This window comes from Paraburkholderia sp. RL17-347-BIC-D (assembly GCF_046027915.1).
GTDB lineage: Bacteria > Pseudomonadota > Gammaproteobacteria > Burkholderiales > Burkholderiaceae > Paraburkholderia.
Window position 1 is genome coordinate 1 of sequence record NZ_JARESS010000061.1, and the last position, 22846, is coordinate 22846.

Sequence of the window (22846 nt, forward strand, 5' to 3'; positions counted from 1 at the left end):
ACTTGGGAGACATGCCGTATCTCCGCGTCAGTAGCGGTTGAGGGACGTCAGCTTGCGACAGTCTTCCAGATCTAAACGGTCAAGCGATTCTTGATCGCTGACGGTATATGCCCTCAAAGCACGCCGCTTCTCCGGCTAACTCAATCGCCTTAATTGGGGTAGATACGTCAGCGGCTCTGCCACGTTGGCGAGGTGGTCGCCTAAGATTGCAAGATGGAGAAGACAAAATCGCTTTATCACGGTTATCGGTTTCCCGCCGCAGTCATCAGCTGCGCCGTGCGCTGCTTCGGCGCGCAGGTACTCGTACGCGGCAGCGTCGCCCTCTGTTTCCTGAATGCACCGGAACGCATCAACGATCGGGCCGTCGGCCTTCGCCCTTGATGAGCCGGGCGTGCTGGCCTTCTCGCCAAGCATGACCTCGATGTCCTGCGGGATTTGGATCTGGTCGAGATCCTCTGCAAGACTGCGATGGTCGTACTCGTACGGCAAGAAGCACTTGCGATTTCGCGCCGGCCATCTGCCCTTTGCGCCCACTGTATAGTTCTTTTTCTCAGCCGCTTGTTGCGTGTCGGAACACCGCGTACTGGCGGAACACCAAATCCGCAGCGCCTGGCGAATGAGGCAATCCGCCTCGTTCTCCAGCAGGAGCCCCATCATGATCTCCTCCGATCCGGGCGTCAGCCCCGCTGCGCCGGCGCATGGTTGACGACATGCGCATGCGCAAGTTCGCACCCAGGACCCAGACCGCCTAGCTTTCGCGACTTCAACCGTGCCGGAGCACTCCGCGGTTTCCTCCTTCAGGTTTATTCAACGCCTGCCCGCATGCGCAGTCACGCGCTTGCGAGCCCGCGGACTTGGGCGGGCGTCGAACAAATAGATGACTTGTCCTCGAGTGACGGCACGGAATGACCGTTCCACTCAGATACCTGCCTTTTCAACTCCGACTGGTCGACTGGCAGCAACGGGTCCGGCTACAGCCGGTCGGCGTACGAAAGCAAGGTCTCGACGTGATAAGCCGGATTGACCCGGTAGCGCGGCCTCTCCGAACGCGATCCTAGAACGTCGATGCGTGCGTGTATGCTGGCGGTTCATCCAGTGCAAGCACATTCTGTGGCCTTGTCCGTTTTTCGTTTTGCGGGGATGGACAGGTTGGTTTTCTGCAAGCCACTGAATTTACAGGATTATTCAGTGTCCATTTGCCTTTAACTTTTCCGTACGGACTGGACCAGCGACGACGTATGGACGATGCTGGGTTTCCTTGCCGAGCCGTCGGGTCTGCCGTTTCCAAGTCCGGTAGCACCGTCGACTATCACGCAGCTATCCCATATCTACCGCGCGGGTAACGGCGGCGTATGTGGCGTTGTGCTGGGCGAGAGCGGGGCGCGCGCAGCTTGCGGTTCCAGGTTTGGTTGTGCCTTCTGTTGCGTCTCGGGCGAACGCGACAAGTCGATGGAGTTTATGGTGCAGGAAGAGGAGTATGTGCACCTCGAACCGCTCAACGAGTTTCGCAACTACTTCTCGCTGTGCAGTGGGATATGTCCCGGCGAGAACTGGTCGGGCGGACACTTAGCGAGGCGGGGTACACGCGGATTCAGGCGGACACCTATGCTTTTTCTGAAAGAATGACCATGTTACGAATGCTCCTTTCGATTGATGCGAACGAGAGAGATCGTGCAGAGGTTCACTCGGGTGAGCTGGCGTCGGGGCGCATCCCTGACACAGAACAGAACCGGGAACTGTGTGATCCGCAATTCGAGTTTGTGACGCCGCAGCAGCTCGTGGCAATTGACTTTTTCCTGTCGATGCATCACTACGCACCGCATGCGTTCCCAGCGCTTGCGGTCTGGCACGACGTGAATGTCCTCGGTCGCGGATATGCCGTGCCTCACATTGAGCCGATGCCAAAGGCGGACATCGTGTTGCATGGGTGGTATCCGGTGGGGCAATACAACCGGGATGCGCCTGCAACTGGACTGCGCGACTTCGACGCGGAGCAATGGAACCGCTATCTGCATCCCGAGCGGCCTAGCCGATACGCCAGAACCACAGGCGGCGAGCAGACCGTGTACTTCGAGGAGGCTTCGCAGTTTGAGGTCGACGCGCAATCCGCATGCGAGTTCGTGACGTGTTCGTTCGACACGGCTTTCATGCTGGAAACGCAGAACCGCGATGCAATCGAATCAGCGCGTTTCTGGCTCAACGAAGGGATCGTAAAGCTGCCGGTCGGAATGGCTCAACGGTATCAGGACATGGCGAAACGGGGGCAGTATTTCAGCAGGCTCGCGCAGCGCCTCAACCTCACTCCGCATGAGCTGGACGCGCACCTTGTCGCGAACTGCATCAGCGAGGGTGAGCATCAGGCACGCGTCCGCCGCGATGCGCCGCAGCTTGACCTGTTTGCAGTAGCCGCGTGACGCGGACAGTAGATCTATCGACATCCCCGGGCTAACCCCCGGGGATTTTTTTTGCGTTGCGTATATTTGGTCGGGCGGGGCAAGCCCGCTGCCCCACGTCTGTCGCGTTTCCAGAAGTAAATGTAATGGCCTGACCGTCCGAGCGGGCCTTCGGGTTGTCCCGCGCAGTATCATGTCCTGAATGTCCGAACCCAGCCTGAGGGGAACCCATGTGCACGAGCTACGAATCGAATCCGGTTGTGCGATTTGAGTCATTCAGCCTCTTTCCCGAGCCGCACTTCGACTATCCTCGCGAGATCTACAAGGATTACACCGCTCCAATCGTGAGGCGCGTCAACGACGCATTTACTACCGACCCCGCCACATTTGGAATCGTGCCTCGCAGACACATTCCCGATGGCGTAAAAGTGTTCGACACCATGAACGCCCGTGCCGAGTCGATAGGGCAGAAGCGCAGCTTTCGCAGCGCCTGGACGAAGCTTCAGCTATGTCTTATTCCGACGGAACGGTTTTACGAGCCGGATTACGAGACCGGCAAGGCGGTGCGCTGGCGCATCGGCCTTGCATCAGGCGAACCCCTAGCGATCGCAGGTCTATGGCGATGCTTCTCTCTTCTAAATTTGACGTGCTTGTCATGCAACCCCGAACTCCTTTCGAAGGAATCTCTGGTGAGCTAAAGCCGAAGATTCCTGAACTTGCACGGACGGACAAGGAGCTCGGAGACTTTTTCTATGGGTTAGATAAACCCGTCAAGTCGTTCGATGAGATGTGGGATGCCGTTTTGATGCGGTACTGGGTGATGAACCTCTATGTCAACGCATATAACACTGTTCGATGCGCCTTGGGTGACTACCACGCTGACAAGACAAAGGATTGGCTGCGTCCTTGCTATACGTCATTTTGCATATGGCATGAAAACACTTACCGTACTGGGTTGTCGTTGCCGTCTGCAATTCCGGGCGGAGCCGGTGAACTGCGAGCGTTGATGCATTCGAGCTGTATGAATCGCGCTCAGGAGGGCCGCCAACATCTCCGACTGGCTTGGGAGCAGTCTTGGGAAGAGTGTTTTAACGAGCGAAGCCCGTGAGGTCAGGCCGCAGCCCAGGAGGTGACCTCAACTGTCACGTGCGAAAGACCTTTGAAGCGTGCGAGCGCACATGGAAGAACGCCGGCCCATGTTGCGCGTGATCTGTCGCGACTGACAGGACGGCACCCATGTGGCCCAGCCCCACCTCTTCGTGGTGACAATGCCTTTTCAACAGCCCGCATGTCCCTCGGCATCGGCAGGCCGATCCGCAACCACCGGATGCATCAGGTTCGACAAGTCGATCCCGACGTACGAGGACGGGCGACGATCAACTAAAAGTTAATCCCGATGCAGGTATTTTCGCTTCCCCTAAATCCTTGCCGCAGGAACACTTCAAGGTAGCGGCTCACCGCAATAGATCGCAAGCCTTCCGGGCGTTAAGGCGCAGCGCCACGAAGCTCATCGGCCTTCAAGGAGACAAGGCATGCCCCTCATTGTGCGACCTGTATTCGACGACTTCGAATTCGCCGCCGAGATCGGTGGTGTAACCCTCGCGGATGCGCTGTCGGTCGCAGATCGGCAGCGCATCCGCGAGGCCTTCGTGCGCTATCCGGTCCTGATCTTTTGCGACCAGACACTGTCCAACGAACAGCATCTGGCCTTCGCGCAGATCTTCGGGGACCTGGAGACATTCAGCATCGCCCGCGCCGAAGACAAGCGTCCGCTGCCGCCGGGCCTCGCGGACGTCTCGAATCTGGAGGCCGACGGTTCGCTGTGGCCGGCGGATTCGCGGCGCCGCAATTACATGCTCAAGGGCAATGCGATGTGGCACACGGACAGCACGTACAAGCCGCTGCCGGCCTCCGTCTCAGCGCTGTACGCGCGCGCGGTGCCGCCCACGGGAGGCCAATTGCACTTTGCAGACATGCGAGCGGCCTATGACGCGCTTCCGGCCAGCACGAAGCACCTGCTGCACAAGCGTGTCGGCCTACACTCGATCATGACCTCGCGCGCCAAGGCGGGCTTCGCGGACTTCTCCGACGAGGAAAAGACAACGTTCAAGAGCCAGCCGCAGGCGCTCGTCCGCCATCTGAAAGACAGCGGTCGCCGGTGCCTGTTTCTCGCCTCGCATCTGGGCGAGGTGGTCGGCATGCCAAAGGAAGAATCGGCTGCACTGATCACGGAACTGACCGCCCACGCGACGCAGCGACAGTTCCAGTACAGCCACCGCTGGCGCGAGCGTGATCTGGTGATCTGGGACAACCGTTGCACGATGCACCGGCTGGCGTTCTGGGATGACCTGCAGTTCCCGTTCGACATCCGCCGCGCGACCATCTCGGACGTCGCACCGACCTGCGAACAGGAAGACATCGCCACGGCCTGACCGTAGGCGCTGGAGAGGTCTCGCGATCGACGAGACCTTCCGATCCCCTCAGGAGACAACATGAAGCCATCCACCCATACGCCGGCCGGCGTCGCCACATTCACGCCGCAAAAGAGTTCATATCGGTGGGTCGTCCTGCTGGTCACATGGGCCGCGTACCTCGTCAGTATGATATGCCGGCTGGCGTGGGGATCGATCGCCGTCTCGGTAGGTAGCTCGATCGGCTTGTCGCTGGCGTCGCTCGGCATCTTCGTCACAGCCTTCTACACGGGCTATGTTCTGTTCAGCGTCGTCGGCGGCGTGTTGACAGATCGTTTCGGCCCACGCCTGATGCTCGCGGTTTCTCTGTTCGGGCTCGCGGCGGCGACGTTCGCGTTCAGCTTCACGCAGTCGGTGATCTTTGGCTTGTGCGTTCAGGCCGTGATGGGATTGACCGCCGGTGCGGACTATTCGGCGGCCATAAAACTCGTCGCGACCTGGTTCGGCACGCGCGAACGAGGTATGGCGATTGGCATGTTCATGACGGCGACCTCGCTCGCTGTGGTCATCGTCAATGTGACGCTGCCAACCCTGGTGACGCAGTTCGGTTGGCGCGACACGTACCGGAGCCTCGCGATGGTGACGCTCGCGATCGCACTCGTCTGCGCCGCGGCGATCAAGGATGGCGATGCAACCAGCGCGGTTCGACCTGACCGCGCGTCGCGGTCGGCGGTGCCGGGCGTCTGGCTGATCTTGCGCGATCGCAACTTCTTTCTGCTGGCCGTCGCCGGATTCGGCGGCCTATGGGGTACCGTCGGGTTCGCGTCCTGGGCCAATGCCTTGATGGTTAAGGGGCACCACGTCTCGCTGGTCGACGCCGGTTTCGTCAGCGCGATTTTCGGCGTCGGTGCGATCGTGTGCAAACCCCTGATAGGTCTGCTCTCCGACTGGTTGGGCGGCGCGCGCAAGCCACTCGCCATCGGCGCGTTCGGATTGTTCGTGGTCATGCTTCTGATTTTCGGCCAACTCGAGACACTGACCGCCTTCAAGATCGCCGCGCCGATTCTGGGCATTGGCGCGTACATCTATAGTCCGCTTCTCATCGCGCTCATCGCGGAACAAGGTGGCATCAACGTGGCCGGCTCGAGCGCTGGGCTGGCGAATGCCGTCTGGCAATTCAGCGGGGTGGTCGCACCGGTGTGCATCGGCGTGATCTTCCAGGCCACGCAATCATTTCAGGTCGCTTTCCTGGCACTCGCGGCCGGCCCCCTGCTGGCTCTCGGGTGCATGATGTTCGTCAGGGAGAAGCGCGCCGGTTCGCCGTGTCCCGCAGCGGGTGTCGTGGCGGCTCGCTGAAGCACCGTATTACATCGCTTGGGCCGTGGAGAGCTCTCGCCAGATGCGGGGGAAAACGTCGCAGAACTGCTTGGCGGCGAGTGAAAGCGGCCGGTCGCGATGCCGCAGGAGAACGATCTCAAGCGACCCTTCGCAGCGGTAAGGGCGGATCGCCAGATCCGCGAATGCCCGGCCCGCGACGGCTGCGGCGTCGACAATCGCCAATCCCGCGCCGGCATGGCTGAACCAGCAGGCGGTCTGTCCGGACCGCACGTTTAGGCGCCGGACAATGGCGTCGCCGTACTTGCCGAACAACAACTCGTCCGACAATCCGTAGTCGAGCGCCTGCGGGAACGAGACCACCGCATGCCCGGGCAGGTCGGAGGCACGGACGAACTTGCGCGCGGCAAGCGGGTGGTTGCTCGGCATGACGCACACCAGGCCGCAGCGGCTGCGCTCCACAATCTCCAGATTCGGATGCTGCTGCGGGTTGAGCGAGACGGCGACATCGGCGACGCCCTCGATCAGGCTTTGCAACAACATGTGGGGGATCAGCAGGTCGACGTTGATCGTCAACTCGGGCATCAGGGCCAGCAGCCTGGTTGCCGCCTGAGGCACGACCGTGACCCCTAGGCTCGGCGAGATCGCCAGATTGAGTGTGCCGCCAGTCGGATGCGAAAGAGATTTCGTCAGCGCCTCAATGCGCTCGACGCGATGCCAAAGTTGCTCGACATCTTCGTACAGGCGACGTGCCTCCGGCGTCGGGACGAGGCGGCCCCGCGTACGCTCGAAGAGGACCAGTCCCATTCTGCGTTCGGCGGTGGCCAACAGCTTGCTGGCCGCGGCGTCGGACACCTGCAGCACCGAAGCGGCGCCCTTCACTGTGCCGGTCTGCATCACGTGGCGGAAGACTTCGAGGTGTCGGAGGTTCATGGCTGAATCAACTTTTAGTTAACCTGTACATAGATCTTTTCACTTTTAGGCAGCCTCGGCAAGTGAAACACTAGGGCCTCAATTCGATTCAAACGACAGGAGACGACAATGGATGCAACGCACACCTCAACCTTGCAACCCGCTCGTGGCGCCTCGGTCTGGAAAGGCACCGACTTCGCGCGTGACGACTCCTGGCTCCATCGGTTGACGCCCGCGCAGGCGAACGCACTCGTCGATGCGGCTCGCCGCTGGGACGGACGCGACTTCAGGTCGCTCGGTCGCGACGAAGCCGCCTCGGCGCTCGAAACGCTTGTGCCTACGGCCCACGCCGTCCGCACCGAACTCGGCGATCGCGGATTCGCGCTAGTGCGCGGCGTCCCAATCGACGCGTTGACCGACGGCCAGATCCAGCTTGCCTACTGGGCGGTTGGCCTGCTGTTCGGTCAGGGCCTGACGCAAAACGCCAAGGCCGACTTTCTTTGTCCTGTCACTGACATGGGCGTGGACTTCGGCTATAGCGGCGACGCATCGCAGCGCAATGTGCGCGGCTACCAGAGCAAGGCCGACCTGAACTACCACTGCGACCCGACCGATGTGGTGGCGCTGCTGTGCGTGCGCAAGGCGCTGTCGGGCGGTCTGAGCACGATCGTCAGCACCCCCGCTATCTTCAACGAGATCCTGCGCGACCATCCACAGCACCTGCCGGTTTTGCTGAACGGATTGCGCTACGACCGCAAGGCGGAGCAGTGGTCCGGCGAGGAACCGGTGTCCGAACGTATCCCGGTTTTCGCACAGCACGGTGCCAGGGTCAGCTGCCGCTATGCGCGGTCGTACATCATCGGCGGCGCTCAGAAGACACAGCCGCTCAGCGACGCGCAGCAGGCGGCGCTTGACTGCTTCGACGCCATCGCCTGCCGCGCGGACATGCCGCTGCATATGGCGTTCGAACCGGGTGACATTCAGCTGTTGAACAACTACACCGTCGTGCATGGGCGCACCGCATACGAGGACGACGCCGACCCGACGCGCCGGCGCTTCCTGTGGCGGCTGTGGTTGCACCTGGACGCGCAGGCGCCGTGGTGCGACGAGAGCGAGATCATGCGCTGGGCCTTCGCTCGCTTCGGCAATCTGGGCCGCTCGGTCGACGAGTGGAACAAGTTAGCCGAGACCATCGGCGAGAATCGAGCCGCCGTTTTTTGAACATAGGACCAGCGTCGTTTCCCAACGACTCCGGCGGCATAGCCAGCGTCGTCTTGCCATACAGCCGGTCGCGGGTTTCGGCCGAATGCGTAACGTCGCCGACTGAAGAAGCTTGACACCGCTCCGTCCACCATTCGCGCACTTCCCTCGATCGTCGATGCCGCTGGTAACCACGCCCACGTATGGCTCAACGGAGGCATCGGGTCGGGACAGGACGTTCTGCGTGCGAAGGCGACGCTAATCGGGTGCCCTTTTCTGTACCGTCTTGGCGCAATGGAGCAGGAAGGTGTCGTAAAGGCGATCGACATCATGGCCTTCTGTGGCCGCACCAATGTGCTGGACATCGGTCGCGACATTATCCACACAGATGACCCGTCCCGGCGACCGCTTGACTCGGGTTCGCCGCTGCCTGATTAGCATGACGAATGGAATATGGCATAGACCATATCTCAGATAAATAGCAGCCCTACAAGAATACCGACTTAACCATGGAGACAACATGTCAACGAAGAAACTGATCCCCTGCGCATGCCTTCTGCTGTTTAGTGGAGCTTCAAGCGCGCAAAGTAATGTGACCCTCTACGGCGTCTTCGACGACGGGCTCGAATACATCACCAACGTGAAGACTTCAGGGAAGACGGGCAAGCAGCTGTACCAGCTTGACGCGACGAGCGGACTTCAGGGGTCGCGCTGGGGGCTTCGAGGTTCGGAGGATCTGGGCGGTAACCTCAAGGCGATCTTCGTGCTGGAGAACGGTTTTGATGGCAACAGCGGCAAGCTGGCTCAAGGCGGCGCTTTGTTCGGGCGCCAGGCGTTGACTACGTTGGAATCTTTGGCGTGTCTGATCAGTGGGCAAGTCACCGTGGGGCAAATCCCGGCGATCTTGATAATCTCAACAACTCTTTCCGAGCCAACAACGCAATTAAATACGCGAGCACGAATCTTCACGGGCTCACCTTTGGCGGACTGTATAGTTTCGGCGGCCAACCCGGACAGTTTTCCCGCAATCAGGTGTACTCGCTGGGTGCGGCGTATTCAACTGACGCATTCACGTTCGGCACGGCATTCCTTAACGTACGCAATCCGAACGCGTCCTTCTTCGGTGGTAATCCGAACGGCGGAGGTGTTACGGTCAACAACGTGTCCGCAGCAACGAATCCGGTTATCAGCGGCTATTCCTCAGCGCACACGTACCAGGTGATTGCAGCGGGGGGCTTATACACGATCGGCGGGGCCACGATAGGCGCGACCTACTCCAACACGAAGTTCATGGGACTCGGCGATATGGCGACTTCGGGTCCAAATGCGCTGCGTTACTCAGGTACGGCGACTTTCAACAATGCGGAAGTGAATTTCAAGTATCAATTCACCCCCGCGCTCCTGGTCGGTGTCGCGTATGACTTCACCAAAGGTGGCAGTGTTTCGAGTGCGTTGCCAACGGTTAACAATGACGGCGTGAAATATCATCAATTCGCACTTGGCGCTGACTACAACCTCTCCAAGCGAACCGATGTCTATGTTGTGGGTATCTATCAGAAGGCGAGTGGGGTCGACTCTACCGGTCAGCAGGCGGTCGCCAGTATTACCGGCGTCACGGCTGCAGCAATCAATCATGCAGCGCTGGTGCGGGCGGGGCTTAGAGTCAAATTCTGAGCTCCATTTCCGGGGTTCACGTTTTGGAGCAAAGTCGGCTTCTAAACGGGAATTCCGGAATCGACTTGACCTATAGCCCGATACGCGTCAGCGGGAGTGCCTCCAACCACACCGTTTGTCCCATTCACCACCGTGAACGGACATTGCCTAATCAGACCGGGCTGACCCTTGATGGCCGGGAGCACGCATTCGCCCCGCCTGCTGGAGAGCTGCCGTTGATGAGTCCAACGACAGCTCTAGAGAGCGTTCGCCGAGCTGGTGCTATCGGCCAACTTCGGCCGTTCGCCTGCACTTTCGCTCGGACGTTCGAGCGTCGGCTCAACTCCGATATGAGACGATCGCCGATTGACCACGCAAGCTGGCCTTACGCGCCAGAACTTGCGGGCCAAAAAAAGCAATGTTGACGACTGGTACAAGATCTAGCCACCAGCCCGCAGCATCCACGGGCAGAGTTCGCGCTAGCCCTAGTCATCGCGCAGCGCGTTCCCTTGTCCGCGGAGCTGTCAAAATTTCACGCGAAACCCGGCCCGAACGAGAGCAGCGTGGTTTCCCGCTGCGGCGGTCAAACTCGCAATGCTTGCGACGGCTTGCTGCCCTGTCGAGTCGATGCCAGATGCTTTTTGGTAAATGCCGAGCAGGTAGACATCCGTGCGCTTTGACAGGGAGTAATCTGCGCCAAGCGTGAACTGATGGTACTTCACGCCATCGTTGTGGACCGTTGCGTTTGTACTCGATGCCCCGGTTCCTTTGGTGTAATCATACGCAGCGCCAACCAGCAGCGCCGGTGTTACCTGATAGGTTGCGTTGACTTCTGCATTATTGAATGTCGCGTTGCCGGTATAGTGCTCTGGATTGGTTGCCACCACGGCACTATCACCAAGATGGTCGAAGCGGATATTCGAGTAGGTTGCGCCCAGCGTTGCGGCGCCTATCTTGTAGAGACCGCCTGCGGCTATAACCTGATAGGTGCGGGCCGAAGCATATCCGGACAATACCGGATTCGTTGTGGCAGAGATGTTGTTCGCCGTGGCCGAGCCGTTCGGATTATCTCCGAAAAAAGAGACGTTCGGGTTTCGCACGTTCAGATACGCTACACCAACAGAGGCAGCGGCCAACTGCAAACTTGCTCCGGCGGAATAGACCTGGTTTGTCGAAATCGAACCCGGTTGCCCCCCGAAGCTGTATAAGCCACCAAAAGAGAATCCCTTGTAATTCTCGCTTGCATACTTGATGGCATTATTCGTTCGAACGGAGTTATTCAGATTGTCGAGGTCACCAGGATGAGCTGCGCGGTGACTACCATTCTTGTCAGAGATGCCGAATTGTCCGACATAGTCCACCACGCTGTCATACTGCCGCCCCGCTGTCACCGTACCGAATTTGCCAGTGGAGATGCCAACATATGCCTGACGCCCAAACATGGCCCCGCCTTGCCCAAGTTTGCCTGTATTGGCGTCGAACCCATTTTCCAGAACGAAGACCGCGCGGACACGATCCCCGAGATCTTCCGCGCCTCTCAATCCCCATCTCGACCCACTGAGACCGCTGAGCGAATCCAATTGCACAACGGATTTACCTTGATTGGGCCCTACCTTTGTATTGCTGACATATTCCAGGCCTTCATCGACAACACCATATAGAGTAATGCTGCTCTGAGCATATGCCGTCGTGCCTAGCGCGGCGTAAGCAATGGCAGCGCAGTAGCGAAAAGTTTTCATTTTTTTGTCTCCGTATATTCTGTTTGTCGGATTGGGTCATTGAAATGTGCGCGCCAGCCAGCAGCGTCCAGACGCGCGCCGACCTGCCGGTCCCAGCGAGCTGTTTCCTGCGGTCGGAGAAGGACTATTTTTCTTCAGTCAACTTTGGTAGTGACCGGTTCTATGATCGTCAGCAGCAGTACGAAGCCGACAGCAGCCGCAATTGACATGGTCGTAAAGACCGCTGACCAGCTGTAATGATCCAGCAGAACGCCAGTGATAATCGGCGTGCAGGCGCCCCCAAGTTGCCCAAGCGTGTTAACCAACGCGGTTGCAAGTGGAAAGAGATTTCTATCCGTCAATCCGGACGGGTAGATGCAGAACGAGGAGTACCCGAGACTGAGCAACGCACCGGTTGCGAAAAGCAATGCAGCAAGCATTTGCTGTTGATGCGGTGCGGACTTCAGTGCGTACATCGTGATGATCGTCGCCACGCAACTGACAACCATTAGCGGCTTTCGGCGACCGCCAAGCATGCGATCTGAGATGATCCCGCCAGCCAGATTCCCGAGCACCGCCCCAATGAACGGCGCTGCGGACATCATTCCAACATCTACGATGGTTAGGCCCTGTACATTCTTGAGGTAGGTCGGAAGCCAGGTAAGAATGAAGTTGATAATCCCCGCCAGCAGGAAATAGCCGAGCGATACGCCGATGATGTTCCAGTTTGTCAACAGACGTCGGATGGTCGTTATGCGTTCAACACTTCGCGCACGGATGAGTCTGTCCAGCCGGGGGAAATGCCCCTTGCTTTCCCGCTGCGTAGCTGTCTCGGCAGGACTGTCCGACGATTCAATCAGGTCTCGCTCGCCTGGTCCTACGAAGCGGCTTTCCCGCGGGTTATTCGAAACAGTGAGCAACCAGACGAAGGGAAGGACGAGACCGGGTAGCGCGAACGCGGTAAAAATATGATGCCAGGTCCAGATCGTTATGATGAGTGCGGCGATTGGTGGAACCAGCACTGGACCGATCTTGTTTGAGGAAAGGAATAGTCCCGCAGCAGTGCCTCGTTCCCGATATGGAAACCAGTTGTTGATGGTTGTTATGCAACTGATTGCCAAAGGCGCTTCCGATAGCCCCAAGCCAATCCGCGCAAGCTTCAGTGCCGTAACTGAAGAGACGAGCCCATGCATCGCTGTGAATACCGAAGTCATGAGAAGCGCAACGGGCAAGACCGTTCGAACGCCGAATCGCTTAACGATAAATGCCGATGGAATCTGTCCGAATGCGTATGCGAAGAAGAAAAGACTCGCGAGACTACCGGCACCGGTGTTGGTCAGTCCGAAATCATGTTTGATGTAGGGTAGTGCGATACCGATGTTTGCACGATCTGCCGCCGCCACCGCGTAAACGACAACAACGAGAGTAATGACCACCCATCGAAATCGACCTATCGATGTTTTTGTTAGCGGTACCCCTGTGGAGCGGGCTAAATTTGACATGCTTGTCTCCTTGGGGCGAATCTTGTTCAGTGCCCGAGGCACCAATGATCCGCAGGCTGATCCGGGCGCGTAACGCAGACACGTTCGCGCTCTTCTTGATGCGACATATGAATTCTTGGGGCACGAACCGTGTGTCGGTTCGCGCTTCGCCGGTGCTAGATGTTATGCGGCAGCGTGAGCGTTTTTGGGAACATGCAAAGCCAGGCTTTGCGCAATTGCGGTCGCCACTGTCGATGTGTCGCTACTTCCCCCAAGATCAACCGTTCGTGGACCGGTCAGGAGAGAACTGGAGACTGCGTTGCGGATCGCAACGCATGCCATGGCACAGCGATGGTCATCATGCTTTCCCGCTAACCACTCAAGCATCATTGCGGCGGATAGGATAGCCGCGACGGGATTGGCAAGCCCCTTTCCAGCAATGTCAGGTGCGCTGCCGTGCGATGGCTGGAAAACTCCGTGGTTGTCGCCGATATCTGCCGAAGGCGCGATGCCGAGTCCGCCCACCACGCCTGCGGCAATCTCTGAGGTAATGTCACCAAAGATGTTTTCAGTAACGACGACGTCATAGCGTTCCGGATTGGTCACCATGTACATTGCACCAGCGTCGACATAAAAGCAGTCAGTCTGAATGTCTGGATATTGCTTGGCTACCTCAAGGAAGACTTTCCGAAGCAGGACATTGCTGCGTAGTGCATTGGACTTGTCAAGAAGGGTGACATGGCCACGCGTACCATAGAGACGTCGGCGGGCACGGGCCTGCTCGAATGCAACGCGAAACAGCTTTTCGCTTGTTGCGCGGGTGATCGTCATCCGGTCACTCATCTGTTCATCGCTTTCTTCCTGCGGGTCTTTCAGGCCGGCGAACATGCCCTCCGTGGTCTCACGGATAACAAGCATGTCTACGTCTGACGAGCGGATGTTGGTGGGCACACCTTCGAACAGCTTTGCCGGACGCAGGCTCGCGAACAGTCCATAGTAAGCGCGCATTTCGACCTGAGCACCCCATTCACGACCGTCTGGAGTGCGGACGTCAGGAAGTCCCATGGCGCCAAACAGAATGGCATCCGATTTGCCAATGACATCCATATCGGTGGGGGTAATAAACTTACCCGTACGCTGATAAGCTTCGGCGCCAAAATCGTAGAACGTATAGTTCAGGGCGAAGCCACAAGCCTCAGCTCCTGCGCGAAGTACTTTCATTGCTGCGTCGGTTACTTCCGGTCCGATTCCGTCGCCGGGCATTACCGCGATTTCGTAGGTGTTTTTCACAATTGACCTCAGATGGTGGTGCTTTGCTGGCAAGCTCGCGCTTGCACGACTACCTTCGAAATCAAGTTTAGTGGCTTGATTTTTCTGTTCTGCGATATCTTGGAACGCGTTATTTTCCGCTTTGGAACACACATGGGCGGCATCACCGAACGGGATGCCAGTGGCGACCCGGTCGGCGCGATGCTAACGTTGCACGTTTGACATACTTACGAAGCAGACCCTCGGGCAGGGTCGCGGCCACGCATACGACAGAGACTTATGAAAAATCTCGATCTAAATTCGCTCAGACTATTCGTCGCAGTCTGCGAAGCGCAACAGATTACGAAAGCCGCGCGTAGCGAGCATATCGTGGGGTCAGCCATCAGCAAACGTCTGGCCCAACTGGAGGATGTTGTCGGAACGACTTTGCTTGTCCGGAAACGGAGCGGGATTGCGCCAACGGCAGCCGGGGCAACGCTACTTAAACATGCAAAAACAATGCTCGCCACGGCGGCGGAAATTGAGCGCGATATGGCGTCCCATACGCAGGCGATCGACGGAAACGTCAAGCTTGTTACGGCCGCAACAGCAATAGCGGAATCGCTGCCAGATGCCATCGCCAGTTTTCTGCGCGATCCTCTCCATCGTTCCGTCCGGGTTGAAATTCAAGAACGCGTAAGCCACGAGGTCGCCTCTGAAGTACGGAGCGGTGCTGCGGCGATTGGTATCTGCTGGGATGTGGTCGATCTCACGGGCCTGGAAACCAGATTTTATGCGGCCGACCAACTAGGCGTCGCCGTGGCTCAAAGTCATCCCCTAGCCAACCGGTCGGAGATTCGATTCGAAGAGACACGTCCTTATGAGCATATCAGGATGCCCCCGTCGAGCGCGTTCCAGGCTGCTCTCGATCACGAAGCTTCCGCATCCGGGCAGCAAATTAATTATCGCGTCGTCGTTAGTACCTTTGACGCAGCAATTCGGGTTGCTCGATCCAACCTCGGACTCGCCGTAGCGCCGAGAGAAATCGTCGAGCAATATATTGGTCCAGGCGGCCCGTGCTTTGTTCCTCTTTCCGACGACTGGGCCCAGCGGCGTTTTGTACTGTGTTTCAAGCAACTGGCTTCGTTGTCCGTGGCTGCGCATTCGCTGCTTGATCATCTCGCGTTGTCCAAATAGCAGAACGATGCACCGAGGCAGTTTTCCGTGGTTGGGTCTACCAGAAGGTAACGATCTGGCGGAGATAGTGAGATACGCTTGCCCGCCATAGCAATTGGACGAATGGCTGCTGTCGCCCCTGGAACCCGCCGTCAGAATCACACTGTGACGACTACCTCCTTGGGGTCGACTGCAGGCATTCAGGCGCACGCGACTCCATGTTGAAATACCTCTCGATCATACGCGGACGCTCTGCGGCGAGAATTCGCGATTGGAAGCCTTCCACGGCAAGCTGGCGGGATGACGCATGAGCCCGCAACCTACCCAGTCTGGTAGGTCCACGGGCGTTCCCTCTTCGTCTATCGCACGATGGCAGTTCGTAGAGCAAGCCGCGAAAAGCGTTGGTCTGCATGATGCGTATTTTCATCAACTGCGCGAACCCCCGTCATGGACTTGGGACCGCCAACGACGGCCGTGCTCGCCCAGACGCCACGCTCGACAGGGGCCGCTGGCCCGGGCAACCAGCGGCGTGAGGAAGTCATCGGTCAAGCTTGTTGGCGGCCTGGACGAGACTTATGAGCATGGCAGCCACACACTGACATGCGCAGGCGGGCACGACGTCTCTGCAGACTGCACCACACGCCCCGCCCGCTCAACCGTGCCTGCGTATCTGCACTTGCACTTTGCCGTCGCGAATCGGCATCACATCCGGACTGTCCTCGCCCACTTCGTTCGCAATCGTGTCGTTGAGTTTGCTGTTCATCGCGAGGAGCAGCTCCCCGTTGCGCGTGCGATCCGTGGCGAGATTGCGCAGTCCCGACAATGTCGGCGCGATGTCGATATGTGAAGTCAGCGCGTTGCATTGTTTGCCGCCGGGATAGGCTGGGTGGCGGATCACCAGCGGCACATGGTTTTGCGGCTGATACGCGGTCGCGCCCCTGCCCACCAGTTGATGGGCACCGACGTGGTCCCCGTGATCCGCGGTCATCACGACGATCGTGCGTTCGTCGAGTCCCAATGTTTGCAAGGTCTGCAACAGCCGCACGACATGGGTATCGCAGTCGCGAATACAGTTGAAGTAGTTGTTCTGGTACGTGCGGATGCGCTCGTCGGTGAACGGGTAGGCGCCGACGAGATTCGCGTGCGCCGCGTTGAACATGCCGTGCGCAGGCGGCCTGCCAGGTTCGTCGTAAGGTTGATGGCGCGAGGCCGCGAGCGGCGTACGATCCCACGTCTGCTGATAGAGCGCGTCTTCCGGCGGCCGCGCATTGCCGAGCATCGGCTTGTTACTGTCTTGCAGGTCCGAGCCGGGCGGATCGGTGTTGACGAACATCGCGTCGTGCGGATTGACGAGATTGACCGCGAGAAACGCAGGCTGACCGGCCGTTATAGCTTGGCAGCCGCCGTTGACAAGTCATGGGATCGGCGGTCCGCTTGGGGTCGGAAATACGCACTGGCGACTGGTCGCTTCCGGGCAGCGGAATGTCACTGGCCGCTTTCGCGCGATGGATTTGAAGAGCGGACTGACGCGGCCCAACGGAGACCTAGGCAGCGTCTGCCTTTGGACGGCAACCCAGATTGCCGTAGCATGCCAACAATCTCGTCGAGAACGGTTCGGAGCCGGCCACTCCTTGCTCTGACCAACGACGAAGCCCAGCGGCGCGGTCTAATCTCAGCCTTCGAGTTAAAGCCCTTGTCGCGCGGACAGCCTGTGGCCTTCAGCCTTTTTCTGGCTCGCCGCGACTGCGTATTCCAGGTCCTGCCGGGCATTTGCGTCTCCGAGCTTCGAGCGGATATCGTAGCGTAGCTCCAGAAATTCGCTCCTGAAGTGTTCGCCCTTAAGCAGTGCCAGTGCCGCGTCGATCCGCACGAGTGCCCCGGCAGGATCGCCAAGTGCGAGTCGCGTGCGTGCCAGCAGGCGTTCGACCCATGCCGTTGACTCCTTCTCCACTAAGCCCAACAGCACCGTCTCGGCCTCAGCCGCCCGGACCATGTCTATCAGAAGTTCAGCGCGCCGCTGGGCGTGGAAGTCGGTCGGCTTGACCATAGCGTCGTAGAAACGAAGCGCTTCGGCCCGCAGGGCCACGGCGTCCACGCTCGGGATCCTCGCAGCCTCGGCGAAGATTTCTGCCCAAGCGAAGCGGTCGGCGTCGGTGCCGAGACCTTCGAGCACCGGCACCGGGATCTGGCGAAAGATGTCCATGAAGAGGTCGGGCATTTCGGTAGAGATGAACCGGCCCAGCGGGGCGAAAGCCCGCGGGCCTTGGCCAACGCCTTGGTTCGAGGCCTCGACGATGGTGGTTTTGATCGCCTCAGCGTTGCGGGCGATGATGTCGTTGCGCCAGTGGCCTTCGCCGGCAGGCAGGCGTTCGATGAGGCCCAGGATCACCGAATAGGTCACGTCCTCGCCCGCGCCCCATCGCGCGAAAACCGCGTTGACCAGCGCGATGGTCTCGGCTGTCTTCTTTGGATCGGACCTATAGATCGTAACTAGCTGCAGCCGCGCCTCGTCCATGGGAAAGGGCCCTGCCAAGACAGCCTCGAACCGCTCGGCCGCTTCTGCCGGGCGGTTCAGGCGCTTGAGCGCCTTCGCTCCGTGATGCTGGATTTGGGCCAATTCGCGCGACGTTAGGTCCGGCAAGGCGGCCAGGGCGGCGAAGACCGGCATCCGCTCTTCCAAGCGCTTACGCGCCACGCGATCGCCCTCACGCTTGTCGACCAGGAAGAGCTGTTCCACCGCTTCGATGGTGGTAATTACCGCGAGGGGACCACGCGGACCATGGCGCAAGCATGCCGCCTCGGTCACGGGGTTGCCGACGAGGTCGGGGCGTACCTCGTCCGGCTCCCATACCTCTAGCAGGGCGTAGAGGCACGGACCCTCGTCGAGGCCGGCGGCTACCAAGGCCTCGAGCTTGGGCATCATGGCGCGCACGAGGGTCCACAGGCGCAGGCCCGGTTCGTTAGCGACCTCAACGATGAAGGCCTGAAGCGCCTGGTCGAGCTTCGCTGATCGGGCCGCGTCGCACCAGTCGAGGCTCTTGAGAGCGGCGAACACTACGTCGTGCAGACGCACCAGTCCGCCGCGATCGACACTCGTCAGACCATAGGCGTTTAAGTTCCGCACGCCGACCCGCGCGACCTCGTGGGTGAGAAAAGCCGTGTCGACGGCCGGCAGTTCGGCCCACAGAAACACGGACAACTCCTGCCGAAGCTGGTTCTTCAAGCGGTCGAGCAGCCTGTCGACCAGGCGTATGCCGTCCTCGTCCAAGAGCTTACCAACCGCACGGCAATCGTCAGCCAGATCGTCCCAGGTTACGCCCGACCGGGCAGCGGCCCGCAGCAGGCTCAGGCATATGGGGTAGCCGTTGACGCTCGCCCAGATCGTCTCGAACACCGCCGGCGGGCAGGGCGGTCCGGACGCGTCCAATATCGCCCGTGCTTCGTCCCGCGTTAGCAACGGCGGCTCGTAGGCCCCGTGTCGAGCCAGACGGCGGGTCAGGATCACGTGCGAACCCTTGCCGCAGTACTTGGTCAGGGCCTCGACGGAGATATCCTGGTGCGCGTCGTCGATGACTAGCAGGCAGCCACCAGCTTCGAGCAGGCTGGCGATGTTGCGGGGGTCGCCGGCCCGCACCAACGGAAAGGCCCGCAGGCTCTCGGCCCGCTTGATCTTGTCGCCGTCGAGCCAGAGGCGGATCTGGTAGGTACCGCGATGTGCGTCTGCGTAAGCCATCGCCGCGACCGACTTGCCCAGGCCGCCCATGCCGGCGATCGTCAGTACGGGTTGCACGGCCAGGCGGGCCACGATCTCGACGTCCACATTCGGCCGCGCCAGAGTGTCGGAAGGCAAGGAGGGCACCAGCGCCGCCGCCACTTCCTCGTCGACAATGCGGTGGAGATCGGACAAATAGGGCGTCAGCCGCCCGACTATCTGCTCGTTGAGCAGCAGATGATCGACGATTTCGGTCGCGATCTCCTCACTGCCGAATAAAGAGAGAGCCTTGCCAGCCATCTGCGGCCAATCGCGGATTCGCGCCTTGAAGTCGGCGACCTTCTGGGGGCGAGCGCGCTCGCCAGCCACCAAGTAGATCTGTTTGGCCGCCGGCCGGTCCTCCAGAACTTTCAGCAGATCCCTCTCGGCCTTTGCCATGGACCCGTCGAAATACCCGCGGCGATCCGAATATTCGACCGCCTCCTGGCCATCGTCGCTCTCGCTGTCGACGACGCCAGCAACGGGATAGCCGCGAAGGTTCACTCCGGCATGTGTCATGCGCACATGCGCACGCGCGCCCATCACGATCCCGGCGAACCGTTCGAACTCGGGACCCACCTGCTCCACCCCTTGGGCGATTGTCTCGATGAGGGCTGCGCGGCGCTTGGAATGCATCTGTTGGGAATCGGGCGTGAGCGCGACGTAAAATTTGGCTCGACTCTGAGCCTTCAACTCGGCCGACGGGTCGACCAGCCACTTTTGCATCGGCACCGTGGGAAGGATGACCACATGGTCAAAGCCTCTCCCCTTGGATTCTCCAAAATTCATCGCGGGTGACCTCTCGTCGACGCCACTACTGGTGATCTTATCGCGCAACTGCATCGGTCTGACACTCGCCAGATAATGCGCGTAATCGGCGGTCTTGAGGACGAAGACACCTGCGCCCGTCGGCGAACCTTTGCGGCACTCAACACACTCGCAGGCTTGACTGGCGGCAAGCGCTGGGAACAGACGCGAGGAGACCGCGCAGATGGCGGCGCTGTTGCGATGCGATCGGCTCAAGCTCGTTTCGTCGATCTCGACAGCGACCTTCCGGGGAAGCTCCTGCTTCAGGAAGGCGACGATACCGCCATCGGCGTATTTCCCATGGCGGCGCTCGTGATGGGTCAGATAGGTCACCTGCCGCGGGTCGCCGACCATTAGCAAGTGCGCGGAACTGCGGGCGAGCGCCGCCAAAATGTCGAGATCGTAGCCGGCCAGGTCTTGGACCTCGTCGACGAAGACGTGGGGGAACACGCGGCCAAGCCGATCGATGACGGCGCCGCCGCTTTTGTCATTGCACCGGATAACGAGCTTCGCGAGCTTGTCCGAATAGACCCGGCCAGTTGGGTCGAAGAAGTGCTTTCCGATCTCCTCTTCGGGCCACGGCACTGCTATGCCTTTGTTGTTGCGGAAGCGAATTCCCGACTGCGCTTGGACCAGCAGCATGCCCGTGAGGGGAAAATCGAACAGGCCGCCCTGGAAGGGCTTTACGCCGTGGGTGATCAGGAGGCTAAACCACGTCATGATCACGACATTGGCCGGCACACGACCCACGAGGTCGAAGAACCTCTGGCGAATCTCCGCCTCGTTGGACTCTGTGTAGGTCGTGATCAGGACCCGCTCGCTCTTGATCTTGACCGCGTGCTCGACGAGGTAAGTCGTCTTGCCGGAGCCGGCCGCGGCGATGACGATCTTGTTCTCGCCTGTCACGGCGCGATGGCCTGCTTGATATAGTCAGGGTAGGCGATCGCGGTCGTTGATTTGAAAATTGACAAAGCGCTCTCAGTCTTGTTGGCTCGCATATGGGTGCGAAGCTCGTCGTCCGTTTTCGCCGATGTTCCCAGCACACTGTTGAGGGTCGCGAGACTGTTCGCCTTCAAAATTTTCGGTTCCAACGTGTTGTAGTTGAACGCCTTGCCTTTAACCGTCAGAGATCCGCTGTCTACGACGGGATCGAAGCAGATATTGACGAGAGCTTCGCCTTTGTACGCGGCATACTTCTTTTCGACGGCGGCGGTGTCGCCGTCGTTGTCGGTCACCACAGCCACCGGAATCTTCAGCGCCGTCGCCAGCTCAAGGAAGCGCAGGAAGGCGGTGCCGACCGAGATAACGTCGATGCCGTCCTGGATGGGCAACCGTCCGCGGTGGGCGTCCATATAGGCCCGCTGGACGACGAGCTCGTCAGAGTCGCCTTCCACCAAGATTGCCTTTCGGGCCAGCGCTAGGCGCAAGGTGTCGTATCCTGCCAGCTTCTTGAAGAAATCGCTGGCCTCCAGCTCCGAGATCCGCACCACCTTGCTGTAACGCAGCACGATCAGATGATCGAGACCAAGCTTGTTCGCCACAAAGCTGCTGTGGGTGGAAATGATGATCTGCTTCTGCCCGTGCTGATCGGTCAGGTCGGTAATCAGTTCGTTGAGCCGCGCGTGCGACAGGTGGTTCTCAGGTTCTTCCAGCAGGATGGCCGTGGCCTCGGCGCTCTTCTTGGTGCTGAGAGCCAGCTTGGTCTTGATCACACATTGCTCGCCCTTGCCGATATACTGGAACGGGATGAAGTCGATGTACGTCATGAGGCTGCTCTCCCAGGCGGTCTGGGATGACAGGTCGACCGAAATGCTGACCGACTTCTGGCTGATTTTGGCGGCCTTGGTGATCCGCTCGTTGATTAGCTGCAGGTTTCTGTCCTCGACGAAAGCCTCCTTCAGTTTTCGATGGGCCTGCGAAATCGACGCCCGCTCGGTCTCCTCAAGCACGTCGCGAATGATCCGAGAGACATAGACGTCGGAGCCATTCTGCAAACGGGCGCTCGATGAATCGATCAAGGCGGATTTGATCGGGATGCTGCGCGAGGTGATGCCCTTGCGCGCGAACGAGCGCATAGTCGCCGTGTAGTACTCGACCGGAATGGAGGTCAGCTCGCCGGCCGCCACCAGCGCCTCATACGGCCCCTTGTAGTTCTCCTCGTCGAATTCAACGCGATAGACCACGCCGCTGGCTTTGATTTTTTCTGAGTTTCCATCGCCTTCCAGTTCAGCCAGTTCGCTTGAATCCCCGGAGAAGAACAATTCGATGGTGATCGTTGGCGGCGGCAGCGGAGAACCGGTGACGAGGCTCTGCACGTACTTGGTCTGTGCTGCCAAGTTGAAGAGATAGCTTGTCAGGTCGCTTTTCAGGGGCCGGCCGTGCAGGAGCCCCGTCAGCGCCAGATGGATCGCTTCCAGGATCGTGGTCTTTCCAGACTCGTTGGCACCGACGATGACGTTCAGGCCGTCGTTCAAGACGAGAATGAAGGTCTCCTCGTAACACTTGAAGTTCGTGATCTTGACCTTGGCAATCTTCATGCGCCCTCAGTTCGTCGTTGCGCGCTGACGCGCTGATTCAAATTGTAAGGCCAGCGACGCCGTAAGGCGAGCAGCAAGCGGCGCAATCAATCCGAGAGCGCCGCTTTTCTGCTGAGTGGTCTCAGAGCCCTTAGCCCTCGAATGTCCGGAAACTGGAGCCGAGCTAAGGGCAGGTAGTGGCCGATTCGTTGAGGTCGCCAACGGCCGCTTAGTGGCATTTGAGT

14 protein-coding genes and 2 pseudogenes are annotated in these 22846 nt (G+C 59.5%); 9 read left to right on the forward strand and 7 right to left on the reverse strand.

Translation table 11 applies throughout. From position 1 onward, the window contains the following. Positions 1-213: 213 nt before the first annotated feature. The 5 genes and pseudogenes from P0D96_RS48785 to P0D96_RS41295 all read left to right on the forward strand — a co-directional run. A pseudogene (locus P0D96_RS48785) lies at positions 214-288 on the forward strand (IS6 family transposase); the annotation flags it as partial. A gap of 1247 nt (positions 289-1535) precedes the next feature. Further along, positions 1536-2414 (forward strand): hypothetical protein, encoded by an 879-nt coding sequence (locus tag P0D96_RS41280; RefSeq protein WP_408319632.1) that lies wholly within the window; start codon positions 1536-1538, stop codon positions 2412-2414. A 209-nt stretch (positions 2415-2623) separates the two neighbouring features. Then, positions 2624-3091: an SOS response-associated peptidase family protein gene (locus P0D96_RS41285; protein ID WP_408319633.1), complete on the forward strand. Its 468-nt coding sequence runs from the start codon at positions 2624-2626 to the stop codon at positions 3089-3091. A gap of 834 nt (positions 3092-3925) precedes the next feature. After that, on the forward strand, positions 3926-4825 hold the full coding sequence (locus P0D96_RS41290; protein WP_408319635.1) for a TauD/TfdA dioxygenase family protein: 900 nt from the start codon (positions 3926-3928) through the stop codon (positions 4823-4825). A 60-nt stretch (positions 4826-4885) separates the two neighbouring features. Beyond that, entirely contained in the window at positions 4886-6160 is a 1275-nt protein-coding gene (locus P0D96_RS41295) for an MFS transporter (RefSeq protein ID WP_408182313.1), read from the forward strand. Between the two features lie 9 nt (positions 6161-6169). Here P0D96_RS41295 and P0D96_RS41300 read toward each other — a convergent pair whose 3' ends face one another. Then, positions 6170-7072, reverse strand: coding sequence for a LysR family transcriptional regulator (locus P0D96_RS41300; RefSeq protein ID WP_408319638.1), 903 nt, complete (start codon positions 7070-7072; stop codon positions 6170-6172). A 204-nt stretch (positions 7073-7276) separates the two neighbouring features. Here P0D96_RS41300 and P0D96_RS41305 point away from each other — a divergent pair, with 204 nt between their 5' ends. The 3 genes and pseudogenes from P0D96_RS41305 (at position 7277) to P0D96_RS41315 (ending at position 9925) form a co-directional block, all read left to right on the forward strand. Next, positions 7277-8272 carry a TauD/TfdA family dioxygenase gene (locus P0D96_RS41305; RefSeq protein ID WP_408319640.1) on the forward strand — a complete coding sequence of 332 codons (996 nt, stop codon included), beginning with the start codon at positions 7277-7279 and terminating at the stop codon, positions 8270-8272. A gap of 102 nt (positions 8273-8374) precedes the next feature. Continuing rightward, a complete protein-coding gene (locus tag P0D96_RS41310; protein ID WP_408182365.1) occupies positions 8375-8689 on the forward strand; it encodes an alpha-hydroxy-acid oxidizing protein in 315 nt (104 codons plus the stop codon). An 82-nt stretch (positions 8690-8771) separates the two neighbouring features. Further along, a pseudogene (locus P0D96_RS41315) lies at positions 8772-9925 on the forward strand (porin). A 503-nt stretch (positions 9926-10428) separates the two neighbouring features. Here P0D96_RS41315 and P0D96_RS41320 read toward each other — a convergent pair. The 3 genes from P0D96_RS41320 to P0D96_RS41330 form a co-directional block, all read right to left on the reverse strand. Beyond that, on the reverse strand, positions 10429-11643 hold the full coding sequence (locus P0D96_RS41320) for a porin (protein ID WP_408182321.1): 1215 nt from the start codon (positions 11641-11643) through the stop codon (positions 10429-10431). 134 nt (positions 11644-11777) lie between these two features. Continuing rightward, the gene (locus tag P0D96_RS41325) at positions 11778-13124 is read right to left on the reverse strand and encodes an MFS transporter (protein ID WP_408182323.1); all 1347 of its coding nucleotides are present in this window, start codon (positions 13122-13124) and stop codon (positions 11778-11780) included. A 162-nt stretch (positions 13125-13286) separates the two neighbouring features. Further along, positions 13287-14393, reverse strand: a complete 1107-nt coding sequence (locus P0D96_RS41330; RefSeq protein ID WP_408319642.1) for an isocitrate/isopropylmalate dehydrogenase family protein — start codon at positions 14391-14393, stop codon at positions 13287-13289. Between the two features lie 258 nt (positions 14394-14651). Between P0D96_RS41330 and P0D96_RS41335 the strand changes: the two genes are divergently transcribed. After that, entirely contained in the window at positions 14652-15548 is an 897-nt protein-coding gene (locus P0D96_RS41335) for a LysR family transcriptional regulator (RefSeq protein ID WP_408319644.1), read from the forward strand. Between the two features lie 631 nt (positions 15549-16179). On the opposite strand, the gene P0D96_RS41340 is transcribed toward P0D96_RS41335, so the two are convergent. From P0D96_RS41340 to P0D96_RS41350, 3 genes are all read right to left on the reverse strand, one after another. Continuing rightward, positions 16180-16917 carry a sulfatase-like hydrolase/transferase gene (locus P0D96_RS41340; protein WP_408319658.1) on the reverse strand — a complete coding sequence of 246 codons (738 nt, stop codon included), beginning with the start codon at positions 16915-16917 and terminating at the stop codon, positions 16180-16182. Between the two features lie 294 nt (positions 16918-17211). Further along, positions 17212-20991, reverse strand: a complete 3780-nt coding sequence (locus tag P0D96_RS41345) for a UvrD-helicase domain-containing protein (protein WP_408319646.1) — start codon at positions 20989-20991, stop codon at positions 17212-17214. Then, positions 20988-22622 carry an ATP-dependent nuclease gene (locus tag P0D96_RS41350; protein WP_408182332.1) on the reverse strand — a complete coding sequence of 545 codons (1635 nt, stop codon included), beginning with the start codon at positions 22620-22622 and terminating at the stop codon, positions 20988-20990. Before P0D96_RS41350 ends, P0D96_RS41345 begins: the two co-directional genes overlap by 4 nt. Positions 22623-22846: the final 224 nt, after the last annotated feature.

Coding starts and splice junctions, on each gene's coding strand:
- P0D96_RS41335 (WP_408319644.1), top strand. CDS start 14,652: ATGAAAAATCTCGATCTAAATTCGCTCAGACTATTCGTCGCAGTCTGC.
- P0D96_RS41325 (WP_408182323.1), bottom strand. CDS start 13,124: ATGTCAAATTTAGCCCGCTCCACAGGGGTACCGCTAACAAAAACATCG.
- P0D96_RS41295 (WP_408182313.1), top strand. CDS start 4,886: ATGAAGCCATCCACCCATACGCCGGCCGGCGTCGCCACATTCACGCCG.
- P0D96_RS41320 (WP_408182321.1), bottom strand. CDS start 11,643: ATGAAAACTTTTCGCTACTGCGCTGCCATTGCTTACGCCGCGCTAGGC.
- P0D96_RS41280 (WP_408319632.1), top strand. CDS start 1,536: ATGTCCCGGCGAGAACTGGTCGGGCGGACACTTAGCGAGGCGGGGTAC.
- P0D96_RS41300 (WP_408319638.1), bottom strand. CDS start 7,072: ATGAACCTCCGACACCTCGAAGTCTTCCGCCACGTGATGCAGACCGGC.
- P0D96_RS41290 (WP_408319635.1), top strand. CDS start 3,926: ATGCCCCTCATTGTGCGACCTGTATTCGACGACTTCGAATTCGCCGCC.
- P0D96_RS41285 (WP_408319633.1), top strand. CDS start 2,624: ATGTGCACGAGCTACGAATCGAATCCGGTTGTGCGATTTGAGTCATTC.
- P0D96_RS41350 (WP_408182332.1), bottom strand. CDS start 22,622: ATGAAGATTGCCAAGGTCAAGATCACGAACTTCAAGTGTTACGAGGAG.